Below are 13,949 nucleotides of genomic sequence, written 5' to 3' on the forward strand. Positions count from 1 at the left end.
CGTCCGAGAGTCGTTGGGCCGCGAAACGGGCCTATTGTACGGCTTTGGCCGGCCGATGCCAGCGACCCCGGGTGTGCCCGACTGCGCTTTTGCCGGCTTTCCGGGGTTCGGTGTAGCATAGCCCAACACCGCTTTTCGGCTGCTCAATTGGAGCATGCATTCTCTTACGTGACAAAGGCTTATGGAGTCTTTTTATGAGTGAAGTCAAGCATTCGCGCCTGATCATCCTGGGCTCCGGCCCGGCGGGCTACACCGCAGCCGTGTACGCCGCGCGCGCCAACCTCAAGCCTGTTGTCATCACCGGCATCCAGCCTGGCGGCCAGCTCACCACCACCACCGAAGTCGACAACTGGCCCGGCGACGTCGAAGGCCTGACCGGCCCCGCCCTGATGCAGCGCATGGAGCATCACGCCAAGCGTTTCGACACCGAGATCGTCTACGACCACATCCACACCGCCGAGTTGCAGCAGAAGCCCTTCACCCTCAAGGGCGACAGCGGCACCTACACCTGCGACGCGCTGATCATTGCCACCGGCGCTTCGGCCCAGTACCTGGGCATGTCCTCGGAAGAGGCCTTCATGGGCAAGGGCGTTTCCGCCTGCGCCACCTGTGACGGTTTCTTCTACCGCAACCAGGTCGTCTGCGTGGTCGGTGGCGGCAACACCGCCGTGGAAGAAGCGCTGTACCTGTCCAACATCGCCAAGGAAGTCCATCTGATCCACCGCCGCGACAAGCTGCGCTCGGAGAAGATTCTCCAGGACAAGCTGTTCGAAAAAGCCAGGAACGGCAATGTACGCCTGCACTGGAACACCACCCTGGATGAGGTCCTGGGCGACAACATGGGCGTCGTCGGCGTGCGCCTGAAGGACGTGGACAGCGGCGAAACCCGCCAGCTGGACCTTGCAGGCGTATTCATCGCCATCGGCCACAAGCCCAACACCGACCTGTTCAAGGGCCAGCTGGAGATGCATGACGGCTACCTGAAGATCAAGGGCGGCGCCGAAGGCAACGCGACCCTGACCAGTATCGACGGCGTATTTGCCGCCGGCGACGTGGCCGACCATGTCTACCGCCAGGCGATCACCTCGGCCGGCGCCGGCTGCATGGCCGCGCTGGACGCCGAAAAGTTCCTCGACGACAACTGATCGGTCCAGGGGAGGCTCGCCCTCCCCTCCTCCCCATGCTCAAGTGGCTTTCCCGCAGCAATTTCGACTTTCCGCCCCTCGACAAGGCCCTGCATGAGCCCAACGGACTGCTTGCGGCCGGCGGCGACCTCAATCCACAGCGCCTGATCCAGGCCTACCGCCACGGCTGCTTCCCCTGGTACCAGGATGGCCAACCAATTCTCTGGTGGTCACCCGACCCGCGCACGGTCCTGCTTCCCGAGGAGCTGCACGTATCCCGCAGCCTGAGCAAGTTCATCCGCCAGCAGCACTATCAGGTCACCATCGACACGGCCTTCGAGCAGGTCATCCACGGCTGCGCCGGCCCGCGCGATTACGCGGACGGCACCTGGATCACCACGCCGATGCAGGACGCCTATTGCCAACTGCACCGCCTGGGCGTCGCCCACTCGGCGGAAGCCTGGCAGGGCAATGAGCTGGTCGGCGGCCTCTACGGCCTGGCCATCGGCCGCCTGTTCTTCGGCGAATCCATGTTCAGCCGCGCCGACAACGCATCCAAAGTCGCTTTCGTGACCCTTGTGCAACGCCTGCAGGCCGCCGGCTTCGTGCTGATCGACTGCCAGATGCCGACCCAGCACCTGCACAGTTTTGGCGCCCGCGCCATTTCCCGCCGCGAGTTCGCCAGCTACCTGCGCCGTCATCTCGACGAAACACCGTTGCAGGACTGGACTTCGCAGGCGGACCCGCTCAGCCTGTCTTAAACTTGCCTGAGGGACCTCGCAGGGGTTGAAGATGACCGAGCTCGCCCGCCTGAAGTTTTACGCCACACAACCGCATCCATGCAGCTATCTGCCCGAGGAGCAGGCCACCACCCTGTTCCTCGACCCCAGCCAGCCCATGGATGCGCAGCTGTATGCCTCGCTCTCGGAGGTAGGTTTCCGGCGCAGCGGCGAACACCTCTATCGGCCGCACTGCCAGCATTGCACCGCCTGCATACCGGCACGCATTCCGGCCAGCGGCTTTCAGCCGAACCGCCAGCAAAAGCGCATCATCAAGCGCAACGCCGACCTGGAAGTGATCCGCAAACGCCCGGCGTTCACCGAGGAGTACTACGCCCTCTACATGCGCTACATCGAGCAACGTCATGCCGATGGAGACATGTATCCGCCGAGCCGCGACCAGTTCGCCACCTTTCTGGTGCGCGACCTGCCGTTCAGTTGCTTCTTCGAATTCCGCCTGCAGGGCCGCCTGCTCGCCGTTGCCGTCACTGACGTCCTGCCCAACGGCCTTTCCGCCGTCTATACCTTCTACGACCCGGACGAGGAGCGCCGCAGCCTGGGGCGTTTCGCCATCCTCTGGCAGATCGGCGAGACCGAGCGCCTGAACCTGCACGCCGTCTACCTGGGCTACTGGATCAAGAACTGCCGGAAGATGAACTACAAGACCCAGTACCGACCGATCGAGCTGTTCGTCAACCAGCGCTGGGTGGCATTGAACTGACGCGAAAACACCCATTGGCGTTGTGGGGCGATTTCAGGCACACTATGTGCCTTTTTTAATGGCCTGAAACACTTCAGGCAATCTTAGATACCGAGGGTTCTACTGCATGTCGAAAGAAGACAGCTTCGAAATGGAAGGCACTGTCGTCGACACCCTGCCCAACACCATGTTCCGCGTGGAGTTGGAAAACGGGCACGTCGTTACCGCGCACATCTCCGGGAAGATGCGCAAGAATTACATCCGCATCCTGACCGGCGACAAAGTTCGCGTAGAACTGACGCCCTACGACCTGTCCAAGGGTCGCATCACCTACCGCGCTCGCTGACAGACGGTAGGTGCCGGTAGATACCGGCACACAGAAAAACGCCCGGCATTGCCGGGCGTTTTCGTTTGCGCCTTTCCTTGCCGGCCGTCAGGCCGGCTCTGCAGCGGTCACCTCGAACTCGAAGGCCAGTTCACCATCCTTAAGGTCGACATGGGCCACGCCACCGTGCTCGGCCAGCTCACCGAACAGGATCTCCTCGGCCAACGGCCGCTTGATCTTGTCCTGGATGAGCCGAGCCATCGGTCGAGCGCCCATCTGCGGATCGTAGCCTTTGTCCGCCAACCAGCCGCGCGCGGCATCGCTGACCTCGATCTGCACGTGCTTGTCCTCGAGCTGCGCCTGCAGTTCGGTGAGGAACTTGTCGACGATGCTCTTGATGGTCTCGTGGCTCAGGCGACCGAACTGGATGATGGTATCCAGACGGTTGCGGAACTCCGGCGTGAAGCTCTTCTTGATCACTTCCATGGCGTCACTGGTGTGATCCTGCTGCGTGAAGCCGATGGAGGCCCGCGCCGCGGTTTCCGCGCCAGCGTTGGTGGTCATGATCAGGATGACGTTGCGGAAGTCCGCCTTGCGCCCGTTGTTGTCGGTCAGGGTGCCGTGATCCATCACCTGCAGGAGCAGGTTGAAGACTTCCGGATGCGCCTTCTCGATCTCGTCCAGCAGCAGGACACAGTGCGGCGTCTTGGTGATCGCTTCGGTCAGCAGGCCGCCCTGGTCGAAACCGACATAGCCCGGAGGCGCGCCGATCAGACGGGACACGGTATGCCGTTCCATGTACTCGGACATGTCGAAACGCACCAGCTCGACACCCAGCGCCTTGGCCAACTGACGCGCCACCTCGGTCTTGCCGACCCCGGTCGGACCGGAGAAGAGGAAGGAACCGACCGGCTTGTCCGGCGACTTGAGGCCGGCGCGTGACAGCTTGATGGCAGTGGACAACGACTCGATGGCCGCCGCCTGACCGAACACAGTCAGCTTCAGGTCGCGCTCGAGATTGCGCAGTAGCTCCTTGTCGGAGCTGGAGACATGCTTCGGCGGAATTCGCGCGATCTTCGCCACGATATCCTCGACCTGCGGCACCTCGATGCGCTTCACACGCTTTTCTTCCGGCTGCAGGCGCTGGTAGGCGCCGGCTTCATCGATCACGTCGATGGCCTTGTCCGGCATGTGCCGGTCATTGATGTAGCGGGCGGCCAGCTCAGCGGCGGCACGCAGCGCTTCGTCGCTGTATTCGATGTGATGGTGCTGCTCGAAGCGCGGTTTCAGGCCCTTCAGAATGCCGAAGGTGTCCTCGACGGACGGCTCGGTGACGTCGACCTTCTGGAAGCGCCTAGCCAGCGCGCGATCCTTCTCGAAGATGCCGCGGAACTCCTGGAAGGTGGTCGAGCCGATGCAGCGGATCTCACCGGACGACAGCAATGGCTTGAGCAGGTTGGACGCATCCATCACCCCGCCCGATGCAGCACCGGCACCGATGATGGTGTGGATTTCGTCGATGAACAGCACCGCGTGCGGACGCTTGCGCAGCTCATTGAGCAGCGCCTTGAAGCGCTTCTCGAAGTCGCCGCGGTACTTGGTACCCGCCAGCAGCGCGCCCAGGTCCAGGGAGTAGACGACGCTGTCGGAAAGCAGGTCAGGCACCTGGCCGTCGACGATGCGCTTGGCCAGGCCTTCGGCGATGGCAGTCTTGCCAACGCCAGCCTCACCCACCAGCAGCGGGTTGTTCTTGCGGCGACGAGCGAGGATCTGCGCGACGCGCTCGACTTCAGATTCGCGACCAACCAGCGGATCGATGCGACCCTGGCGCGCCAGGTCATTCAGGTTGCTGGCATAGGCGTCCAGCGGATGACTGGAAGTGGAGGACTCGCCACCCTCCTCGTCCTGCATCTCCTGCTCGCTGTCCTGATGCTCGGCATGGCCCGGCACCTTGGAGATGCCGTGGGCGATGTAGTTGACCACGTCGATCCGCGCGACGCTCTGCTGCTTGAGCAGGAACACCGCCTGGCTTTCCTGCTCGCTGAAGATGGCGACCAGTACGTTGGCACCAGTGACTTCGCGCTTGCCGGAGCTCTGCACGTGGAATACGGCACGCTGCAGGACGCGCTGGAAGCCCAGGGTTGGCTGGGTTTCGCGATCCTCGTCGTGCTGGGGAATCAGCGGCGTGGTGGAATCGATGAACTCCTGCAGGTCTCGCCGCAGCTTGTCCAGATTCGCACCGCACGCCTTCAGAACCGTCGCGGCAGCTTCATTGTCCAGAAGCGCCAACAGCAAGTGCTCAACGGTCATGAACTCATGCCGCTTCGCCCGCGCCTCCTTGAAGGCGAGATTGAGGGTGACTTCGAGCTCTCGATTCAACATGACTTCACCTCGCTCCCAAACATCCGCATCAACCTTCTATCTCAATTTCGCACAACAGTGGATGTTGGCTCTCCCTCGCATATTGATTGACCTGCATGGCTTTGGTTTCCGCGACATCGCGGGTAAAGGACCCGCAGTTCGCCTTGCCCTGGGTATGCACTGTCAACATGACCTTGGTTGCCTGCTCGCGGTTCATGTTGAAGTACAGCTCGAGCACCTCAACCACGAAATCCATCGGGGTGTAATCATCGTTGAACATGATGACCCGATACATGGGCGGCGGTTTCAAGGCAGGCTTGGCTTCTTCTACCGCCAGCCCCGTTCCTTCGTCTTCCAATGGATCCGGGCGGTCCTGATTGAATGTTAGTCGAATCTGGCTACTTGCATGCATGCTGGAATAAAAGCTTTGCGAGAGGGTGAATGGGCGGGCCAGCCGGAGTTTGAATCGCCTCTCAGGCCCAGACGACGCCGCCTTGACTAACGGCAAAAGGGTGTTACAACCAAAGGATACCCCCCGGAGGGTATCAGGAGTTCCGGACGCCAGTCTTTACAAAAAGGCATAGCGGAATAGTAGTGGATGATACTCCAGCGATGGAGTCCTTTGCAGAGGGATATCAGCATGCTTAGCGGTAAGGTCAAGTGGTTCAACAACGCCAAGGGCTACGGTTTCATCCTGGCTGATGGCCGAGATGAGGACCTATTTGCTCACTACTCGGCAATCCAGATGGATGGCTACAAGACACTCAAGGCCGGCCAACCCGTCAGCTTCGAGATCCTGCAAGGTCCGAAGGGGTTGCACGCGGTGAATATCCAGCCCGTCAACGCCAATGCATCCACCCCGTCCGCACAAGCTGCTCCGAGCAGCGAGGTAGAGAACCTCACGGCGGAAGCCTGATTCGTCAAGGATCAGACGAAACGAAAAAGGCCGGCAGCAAGCCGGCCTTTTTCATGGGCGAAGACTCACCCAGTTACATCTTGGCGATGATCGCGTCGCCGAACTCGGAGCACGACAGCAGCTTGGCGCCGTCCATCAGTCGCTCGAAGTCGTAGGTCACGGTCCTGGCAGCGATAGCACCGTTCACACCATCGATGATCAGGTCGGCCGCTTCCGGCCAGCCCATGTGGCGCAGCATCATCTCGGCGGAAAGAATCACCGAACCCGGGTTGACCTTGTCCAGGCCGGCGTACTTGGGCGCAGTGCCGTGGGTTGCCTCGAACATTGCCACCGAATCGGACAGGTTGGCGCCCGGGGCGATGCCGATACCCCCCACCTCCGCCGCCAGGGCGTCGGAGAGGTAGTCACCGTTCAGGTTCAGGGTGGCAATCACATCGTACTCGGCCGGGCGCAGCAGGATCTGCTGCAGCATGGCGTCGGCGATCACGTCCTTCACCACGATATTCTTGCCGGTGTTGGGGTTCTTGAACTGCATCCACGGGCCACCGTCGAGCAGCTGGGCGCCGAACTCGTCGCGGGCGAGCTCGTAGCCCCAGTCCTTGAAGGCACCCTCGGTGAATTTCATGATGTTGCCCTTGTGGACGATGGTCACGGAGCTGCGATCATTGTCCACGGCATATTGCAGGGCCTTGCGCACCAGACGCTTGGTGCCTTCCTGGGAAACCGGCTTGATGCCGATGCCGCAGTTGTCGGTGAAACGGATCTTCTTGACGCCCATTTCCTCGGTGAGGAACTTGATGACCTTCTGCGCCTCGGGAGTGCCAGCCTTCCACTCGACACCGGCGTAGATGTCTTCGGAGTTCTCGCGGAAGATCACCATGTCCACGTCACCAGGCTTCTTCACCGGGCTCGGGACGCCTTCGAACCAGCGCACGGGGCGCAGGCAGACATAGAGGTCGAGTTGCTGGCGCAGGGCCACGTTCAGGGAGCGGATGCCGCCACCCACCGGCGTGGTCAGCGGACCCTTGATCGATACGACATAGTCGCGAACGGCATCCAGGGTTTCCTGGGGCAGCCAGGTGTCCTGGTCGTAGACCTGGGTGGCTTTCTCGCCAGCGTAGACTTCCATCCACGCGATCTTGCGGTCGCCTTTGTAGGCTTTCTCGACGGCAGCGTCGACGACCTTGATCATGACCGGGCTGATATCCACACCAATGCCATCACCCTCGATGAAGGGGATGATCGGGTTCTTCGGTACATTCAAGGACATATCGGCGTTGACGGTGATTTTGTCACCGGCCGGCACCTGGATCTTTTGGTATCCCATGCTGAACTCCGCTTTTTGGTTGAAACCCTCTTGCAGCCTCAGAGGGTAGCTCACAAGTCGGTAATCGAACTACATCATTCCTTAGTCTAAAAAAGGGACACGCTTCACCCTGCCTTTAGGGTGGTATACTGGCCGGCATGACTTAATGGTCATCGAGGTCCGAGCAGTCTGGGACCAGACTCTCTCCTCGCAGCGGCGCACATCCCCATCAGGATCCCGCCGTACAACGCTCTACTGGCGCCCCAATATCCCCGCGGCAAATCTCGAAGGTCGGTCAACCACTTCGCTGACCGCAAGCGTGTACCAACGCGATTCGAGACTCTGTGCGCGCCCAGCAAAGAAGAGAGTTAGAACGAGATGTCCATCCGCTCGAAGATCACCTACACCTTCACCGACGAAGCACCCGCCCTTGCCACCTATTCGCTTCTTCCCATCGTAAAAGCCTTTGCCGCTTCCGCCGGCATCGACGTCGAGACCCGCGACATCTCTCTTTCGGGCCGTATCCTGGCCTCCTTCGCTGACAAGCTCGGCGACAAGGCCATCGAAGACGATCTGGCCTACCTGGCCGTACTGGCCACCGACCCCAAAGCCAACATCATCAAGCTGCCGAACATTTCCGCTTCGGTACCGCAGCTCAAGGGCGCCATCGCCGAGCTGCAGAAGCTGGGCTACGCCATCCCCGACTTCCCGGAAGACCCGCAGACCGACGAAGAGAAAGACACCCGCGCACGCTATGCCAAGGTCCTGGGTAGCGCCGTGAACCCGGTTCTGCGCGAAGGCAACTCCGACCGCCGCGCCCCGGCCGCCGTGAAAGCCTACGCCCGCAAGCATCCGCACAGCATGGGCAAGTGGAGCATGGCTTCGCGCTCCCACGCCGACTACATGCGTGGCGGCGACTTCTTCTCCAGCGAGCAGTCGGTCACCATCGGCAAAGCCGGTGAAGTCCGCATCGAATTCGTCGGCAAGGACGGCAAGGTCGAGACCAAGAAGACCCTGAAGATGCAGGACGGCGAAGTCCTCGACAGCATGTTCATGAGCTGCAGCAAACTGCGCGCCTTCTTCGAGAAGACCCTGCAGGACTGCAAGGAAACTGGCGTCATGTGGTCCCTGCACGTCAAGGCCACCATGATGAAGATCTCTCACCCGATCGTCTTCGGCCACGCCGTCACCGTCTACTACAAGGACGTGTTCGAGAAGTACGGCCAGCTGTTCGAAGAGCTGGGCGTTAACCCGAACAACGGCATCTCCAGCGTCTATGACAAGATCAAGTCGCTGCCGGCCTCGCAGCAGGAAGAAATCCTCCACGACATCCACGAGGTGTACAGCCACCGCCCGGAAATGGCGATGGTCGACTCGGTCAAGGGCATCACCAACCTGCACATCCCCAGCGACGTGATCGTCGATGCCTCCATGCCGGCCATGATCCGCAACTCGGGTCAGATGTGGGGCAAGGACGGCAAGCAGAAAGACACCAAAGCGGTAATGCCGGAAAGCACCTACGCCCGCATCTACCAGGAAATGATCAACTTCTGCAAAACCAACGGCGCATTCGACCCCACCACCATGGGCAGCGTGCCGAACGTCGGCCTGATGGCGCAGAAAGCCGAGGAATACGGTTCCCACGACAAGACCTTCGAACTGGAAGCTGACGGCGTGATGCGCGTTGTCGACGCCGACGGCAAGGTCCTGATGCAGCACGAAGTACAGGCCGGCGACATCTGGCGCGCCTGCCAGACCAAGGACGCGCCGATCCGCGATTGGGTCAAGCTGGCCGTTACCCGTGCCCGCCAGTCCAACACCCCGGCCATCTTCTGGCTGGACCCGGAGCGCGCCCACGACAACGAACTGCGCAAGAAGGTCGAGCTGTATCTGAAAGACCACGACCTGACCGGTCTGGACATCAGCATCAAGGGCTACAACGAAGCCATCCGCACCAGCATGGAGCGCCAACTGCGCGGCCAGGACACCATCTCGGTGACCGGCAACGTACTGCGCGACTACCTGACCGACCTGTTCCCGATCATGGAACTGGGCACCTCGGCCAAGATGCTGTCCATCGTTCCGCTGATGGCGGGCGGCGGCATGTACGAGACCGGCGCCGGCGGTTCGGCCCCGAAACACGTCCAGCAACTGGTGGAAGAAAACTACCTGCGCTGGGATTCCCTGGGCGAGTTCCTGGCCCTGGCCGTCTCCTTCGAAGAAGAAGGCATCAAGACCGACAACGCCAAGGCCAAGGTCCTGGGCAAGGCGCTGGACATCGCGACCGGCAAACTGCTGGACAACAACAAGTCGCCGTCGCGCAAGATCGGTGAGATCGACAACCGCGGCAGCCACTTCTACCTGGCCATGTACTGGGCCCAGGCCCTGGCCGAGCAGAACGACGACGCCGAGCTGAAAGCTCACTTCGCCGGCCTGGCCAAAACCCTGACCGAGAAGGAAGCGGCGATTGTCGCCGAACTGAACGGCGTACAGGGCAAGCCGGCGGAAATCGGTGGCTACTACCGCTCCAACCCGGAGCTGACCAGCCAGGTCATGCGCCCGAGCGCGACGTTCAACGCCGCGATCGACGCACTGGCGTAAGCCGTTTCGCGTGACACCAGAACCCCCGGGCCTTCCCGGGGGTTCTACTTTCTGCCATGCAGAACGTTAAACTCGCGCCTTTCGAACAAACGAGAACCTATCCATGCGCTGGCTTGCACACGTCACCGTCGCCACCATCGTCGAAGACCAGGGCCGCTTCCTGCTGGTGGAGGAAATCTCTGCTGACAAAAAGCAGGTCTTCAACCAGCCCGCCGGACATCTGGAGGCCAACGAGAGCCTGGTCGAGGCCGCCGTGCGCGAAACCCTCGAGGAAACCGGCTGGCATGTGGAGCTGACCGCCGTCACCGGCATCTATCTCTACACCGCCCCCAGCAACGGCGTGACCTACCAGCGTGTCTGCTTCGCCGCCCGCCCCGTGCGTCACCACCCCGAGCGCCCGCTGGACGACGGCATCCTCGGCGCCCGCTGGCTGACCCGCGACGAGCTGGCGGGCCGGCCCGAACGCTGGCGCAGCCACCTGGTGCTGCGCTGCATCGACGATTACCTGAAAGGCGAGCGCTTCCCGCTGGCCCTGATCCGCGACTGAGCCAGAGCCGCGCCTCTGCCGCTTGGCTCTGGTAGAATCGCCGTTTTTACCTGCGTCCGTGACCCGCTGCCATGTCTAGCTCACCCAAAGCCCCCCAGAACACCCGCGTCATCGTCGGCATGTCCGGCGGCGTGGACTCCTCCGTCTCCGCCCTCCTCCTCAAGGAACAGGGCTACCAGGTGGAAGGTCTGTTCATGAAGAACTGGGAAGAGGACGACGGCACCGAATACTGCACCGCGATGACCGACCTGGCCGACGCCCAGGCCGTCTGCGACCGCATCGGCATCAAGCTGCATACCGCCAACTTTGCCGCGGAGTACTGGGACAACGTCTTCGAGCACTTCCTCGAGGAATACAAGGCCGGCCGCACGCCGAACCCGGACATCCTCTGCAACCGCGAGATAAAGTTCAAAGCCTTCCTCGACTACGCCGTCGCCCTGGGCGCCGACCTGATCGCCACCGGCCACTACGTGCGCCGTCGCGACATCGACGGCCGCAGCGAGCTGCTCAAGGGCCTGGACCCGAACAAGGACCAGAGCTACTTCCTCCACGCCGTGGGCGGCGAGCAGATCGGCAAGACGCTGTTCCCGGTTGGCGAACTGGAGAAGCCCGAGGTCCGCGCCATCGCCGAGAAGTACGGCCTGGCCACCGCGAAGAAGAAGGACTCCACTGGCATCTGTTTCATTGGCGAGCGCCGCTTCAGCGACTTCCTCAAGCAGTACCTGCCGGCCCAGCCGGGCGACATCGAGACCACCGACGGCCAGGTCATCGGCAAGCACGTCGGCCTGATGTACCACACCATCGGCCAGCGCCAGGGCCTGGGCATTGGCGGCCTGAAGAACGCCGATGACAGCCCGTGGTATGTCCTGGAAAAAGACCTCGTGCGCAACGTCCTGGTCGTCGGCCAGGGCAATGACCATCCATGGCTGTTCTCCCGCGCCCTGCATGCCTCGCATATCTACTGGGTCAACCCGGTGAACCTGGAGCAACCCAGGGCGCTGCGCGCCAAAGTGCGCTATCGCCAGTCCGACCAGGACTGCATGCTGGAACGCACCGAGAACGGCTACCGCGCTGTCTTCGACGAGCCGCAGCGCGCCGTCACCCCGGGCCAGTCCGTGGTTTTCTATGACGGCGAAGTCTGCCTCGGCGGCGGCGTCATCGAATCTGCTGAACCCGCGTTCGCTAAGGACCGTACATGAGCGATCTGCACGACCAGATCATTGCCCTATCGGGCGTTTTCGAAGCCGCTGCCCTGGTAGACCGCCTCGCCCGCACCGGCCAGGTTCCCGAAGCGCCGCTGGGCTGCATGCTCGGCAGCCTGCTGGTACGCGACCCGAAGACCACCCTCGATGTCTACGGTGGCGACACCGCCAACCTGCGCGAGGGCTTCCGCGCCCTGGTCAGCGCCCTGGAACGCGATCCCAACAGCCTGCAGCGCGAGCCGCTGCGCTACGCGCTGTCGCTGATCGGCCTGGAACGCCAGTTGAACAAGCGTGATGACATGCTCGACATCATGGGCACCCGCCTGGACCAGATCCAGCAGCAGGTCCAGCACTTCGGCCTGGTCCACGAGAACGTCATCGCCTCCTGCGCCGGGCTTTACCAGGACACCCTGAGCACCTTCCGCCAGCGCATCCAGGTGCACGGCGACATGCGCCACCTGCAGATCAACGCCAACGCCGCGCGCATTCGCGCCCTGCTGCTGGCCGGCATTCGCTCCGCACGCCTGTGGCGACAGCTCGGCGGCAACCGCTGGCAGATGCTCTTCGCCCGAAAGAAAATGCTCAACGAGCTGCGCCCTCTGCTGCGCGGCTGAAGCATGCCCTTCCGGTCGCCGCAAGGGCGACCGGTACGCGCCATTCGTGTATGATGTGCGCCCTTTTCGTTGACCGACAGCTACGAGAACGCCCCCATGCAGCTTTCCTCCCTTACTGCGGTTTCCCCCGTTGACGGCCGTTACGGCAGCAAAACCAGCGCCCTGCGTCCGATCTTCAGCGAATACGGCCTGATCCGTTTCCGCGTCCTGGTGGAGGTTCGCTGGTTGCAGCGTCTCGCCGCCCATGCCGGCATCCCTGAAGTAGCGCCCTTCTCCGCCGAAGCCAACGCCGTGCTGAACCAACTGGCCGACGACTTCCAGCTGGAGCACGCGCAGCGCATCAAGGACATCGAGCGCACCACCAACCACGACGTCAAAGCCGTGGAGTACCTGCTCAAGGAACAAGCCGCCAAACTGCCGGAACTGGCCAAGGTCAGCGAGTTCATCCACTTCGCCTGCACCTCCGAGGACATCAACAACCTGTCCCACGCCCTGATGCTGCGCGAAGGCCGTGACAGCGTGCTGCTGCCGCTGATGCGCCAGATCGCCGACTCCATCCGCGAGCTGGCGGTGAAATTCGCCGACGTGCCGATGCTCTCGCGCACCCACGGCCAGCCGGCCTCCCCGACTACCCTGGGCAAGGAACTGGCCAACGTCGTCTACCGCCTGGAGCGCCAGATCAAGCAAGTCGCCTCGGTCGAGCTGCTGGGCAAGATCAACGGCGCCGTGGGCAACTACAACGCCCACCTGTCCGCCTATCCGCAGGTTGACTGGGAAGCCAACGCCCGCGAATTCATCGAGGGCGACCTCGGCCTGAACTGGAACCCCTACACCACCCAGATCGAGCCGCACGACTACATCGCCGAGCTGTTCGACGCCATCGCGCGCTTCAACACCATCCTCATCGATTTCGACCGCGACGTCTGGGGCTACATCTCCCTGGGCTACTTCAAGCAGAAGACCGTCGCCGGCGAAATCGGCTCCTCGACCATGCCGCACAAGGTCAACCCGATCGACTTCGAGAACTCCGAAGGCAACCTGGGCATCGCCAACGCACTGTTCCAGCACCTGGCCAGCAAGCTGCCGATCTCCCGCTGGCAGCGCGACCTGACCGACTCCACCGTGCTGCGCAACCTGGGCGTCGGTTTCGCCCACAGCGTGATCGCCTACGAAGCCAGCCTGAAAGGCATCGGCAAGATGGAGCTGAACGCTGCGCGCATCGCCGAAGACCTGGACGCCTGCTGGGAAGTCCTGGCCGAGCCGGTGCAGACCGTCATGCGCCGCTACGGCATCGAGAACCCCTACGAGAAGCTCAAGGAGCTGACCCGCGGCAAAGGCATCAGCGCCGAGGCCCTGCAGGTATTCATCGAAGGCCTTGACATGCCGGCCGAAGCCAAGGCCGAGCTGAAGAAACTGACCCCCGCGAACTACATTGGTAACGCTGCCGCCCAGGCCAAGCGCATCTGAGATTCGC

Annotated in this window: 13 protein-coding genes; 10 read left to right on the forward strand and 3 right to left on the reverse strand. The window is 62.2% G+C overall.

Annotated elements, in window-relative coordinates:
* Nucleotides 1-194: 194 nt before the first annotated feature.
* The 4 genes from trxB (at nucleotide 195) to infA (ending at nucleotide 2,949) form a co-directional block, all read left to right on the forward strand.
* Entirely contained in the window at nucleotides 195-1,145 is a 951-nt protein-coding gene (trxB, locus tag L6D89_RS31110; protein WP_236202219.1) for a thioredoxin-disulfide reductase, read from the forward strand.
* A gap of 35 nt (nucleotides 1,146-1,180) precedes the next feature.
* Nucleotides 1,181-1,885: a leucyl/phenylalanyl-tRNA--protein transferase gene (aat, locus tag L6D89_RS31115; protein WP_236202220.1), complete on the forward strand. Its 705-nt coding sequence runs from the start codon at nucleotides 1,181-1,183 to the stop codon at nucleotides 1,883-1,885.
* A 31-nt stretch (nucleotides 1,886-1,916) separates the two neighbouring features.
* Nucleotides 1,917-2,624 (forward strand): arginyltransferase, encoded by a 708-nt coding sequence (locus tag L6D89_RS31120; RefSeq protein ID WP_236173253.1) that lies wholly within the window; start codon nucleotides 1,917-1,919, stop codon nucleotides 2,622-2,624.
* 106 nt (nucleotides 2,625-2,730) lie between these two features.
* The gene (gene infA / locus L6D89_RS31125; RefSeq protein ID WP_002553999.1) at nucleotides 2,731-2,949 is read left to right on the forward strand and encodes a translation initiation factor IF-1; all 219 of its coding nucleotides are present in this window, start codon (nucleotides 2,731-2,733) and stop codon (nucleotides 2,947-2,949) included.
* A gap of 87 nt (nucleotides 2,950-3,036) precedes the next feature.
* Here the strand turns inward: infA and clpA are convergent, their stop codons facing one another.
* On the reverse strand, nucleotides 3,037-5,310 hold the full coding sequence (gene clpA / locus L6D89_RS31130; RefSeq protein ID WP_236173254.1) for an ATP-dependent Clp protease ATP-binding subunit ClpA: 2,274 nt from the start codon (nucleotides 5,308-5,310) through the stop codon (nucleotides 3,037-3,039).
* A 28-nt stretch (nucleotides 5,311-5,338) separates the two neighbouring features.
* Nucleotides 5,339-5,701 (reverse strand): ATP-dependent Clp protease adapter ClpS, encoded by a 363-nt coding sequence (gene clpS / locus L6D89_RS31135; RefSeq protein ID WP_236202221.1) that lies wholly within the window; start codon nucleotides 5,699-5,701, stop codon nucleotides 5,339-5,341.
* Nucleotides 5,702-5,929: 228 nt separating this feature from the next.
* Here clpS and cspD point away from each other — a divergent pair, with 228 nt between their 5' ends.
* Nucleotides 5,930-6,205, forward strand: a complete 276-nt coding sequence (gene cspD, locus L6D89_RS31140) for a cold shock domain-containing protein CspD (RefSeq protein WP_192431106.1) — start codon at nucleotides 5,930-5,932, stop codon at nucleotides 6,203-6,205.
* 73 nt (nucleotides 6,206-6,278) lie between these two features.
* Here cspD and icd read toward each other — a convergent pair whose 3' ends face one another.
* A complete protein-coding gene (gene icd / locus L6D89_RS31145) occupies nucleotides 6,279-7,532 on the reverse strand; it encodes an NADP-dependent isocitrate dehydrogenase (protein WP_236202222.1) in 1,254 nt (417 codons plus the stop codon).
* 357 nt (nucleotides 7,533-7,889) lie between these two features.
* Between icd and L6D89_RS31150 the strand changes: the two genes are divergently transcribed.
* From L6D89_RS31150 to purB, 5 genes are all read left to right on the forward strand, one after another.
* Entirely contained in the window at nucleotides 7,890-10,112 is a 2,223-nt protein-coding gene (locus L6D89_RS31150; RefSeq protein ID WP_236202223.1) for an NADP-dependent isocitrate dehydrogenase, read from the forward strand.
* A 103-nt stretch (nucleotides 10,113-10,215) separates the two neighbouring features.
* Nucleotides 10,216-10,659, forward strand: a complete 444-nt coding sequence (locus tag L6D89_RS31155) for an NUDIX hydrolase (RefSeq protein ID WP_236202224.1) — start codon at nucleotides 10,216-10,218, stop codon at nucleotides 10,657-10,659.
* 71 nt (nucleotides 10,660-10,730) lie between these two features.
* A complete protein-coding gene (mnmA, locus tag L6D89_RS31160; protein ID WP_236202225.1) occupies nucleotides 10,731-11,858 on the forward strand; it encodes a tRNA 2-thiouridine(34) synthase MnmA in 1,128 nt (375 codons plus the stop codon).
* On the forward strand, nucleotides 11,855-12,475 hold the full coding sequence (gene hflD / locus L6D89_RS31165) for a high frequency lysogenization protein HflD (RefSeq protein WP_024765136.1): 621 nt from the start codon (nucleotides 11,855-11,857) through the stop codon (nucleotides 12,473-12,475). The genes mnmA and hflD overlap by 4 nt, the downstream gene beginning before the upstream one ends.
* Before the next feature lie 96 nt (nucleotides 12,476-12,571).
* A complete protein-coding gene (purB, locus tag L6D89_RS31170) occupies nucleotides 12,572-13,942 on the forward strand; it encodes an adenylosuccinate lyase (protein ID WP_236202226.1) in 1,371 nt (456 codons plus the stop codon).
* Nucleotides 13,943-13,949 lie beyond the last annotated feature (7 nt).

The organism is Pseudomonas pseudonitroreducens, assembly GCF_021603645.1.
Taxonomy (GTDB): domain Bacteria; phylum Pseudomonadota; class Gammaproteobacteria; order Pseudomonadales; family Pseudomonadaceae; genus Pseudomonas; species Pseudomonas pseudonitroreducens.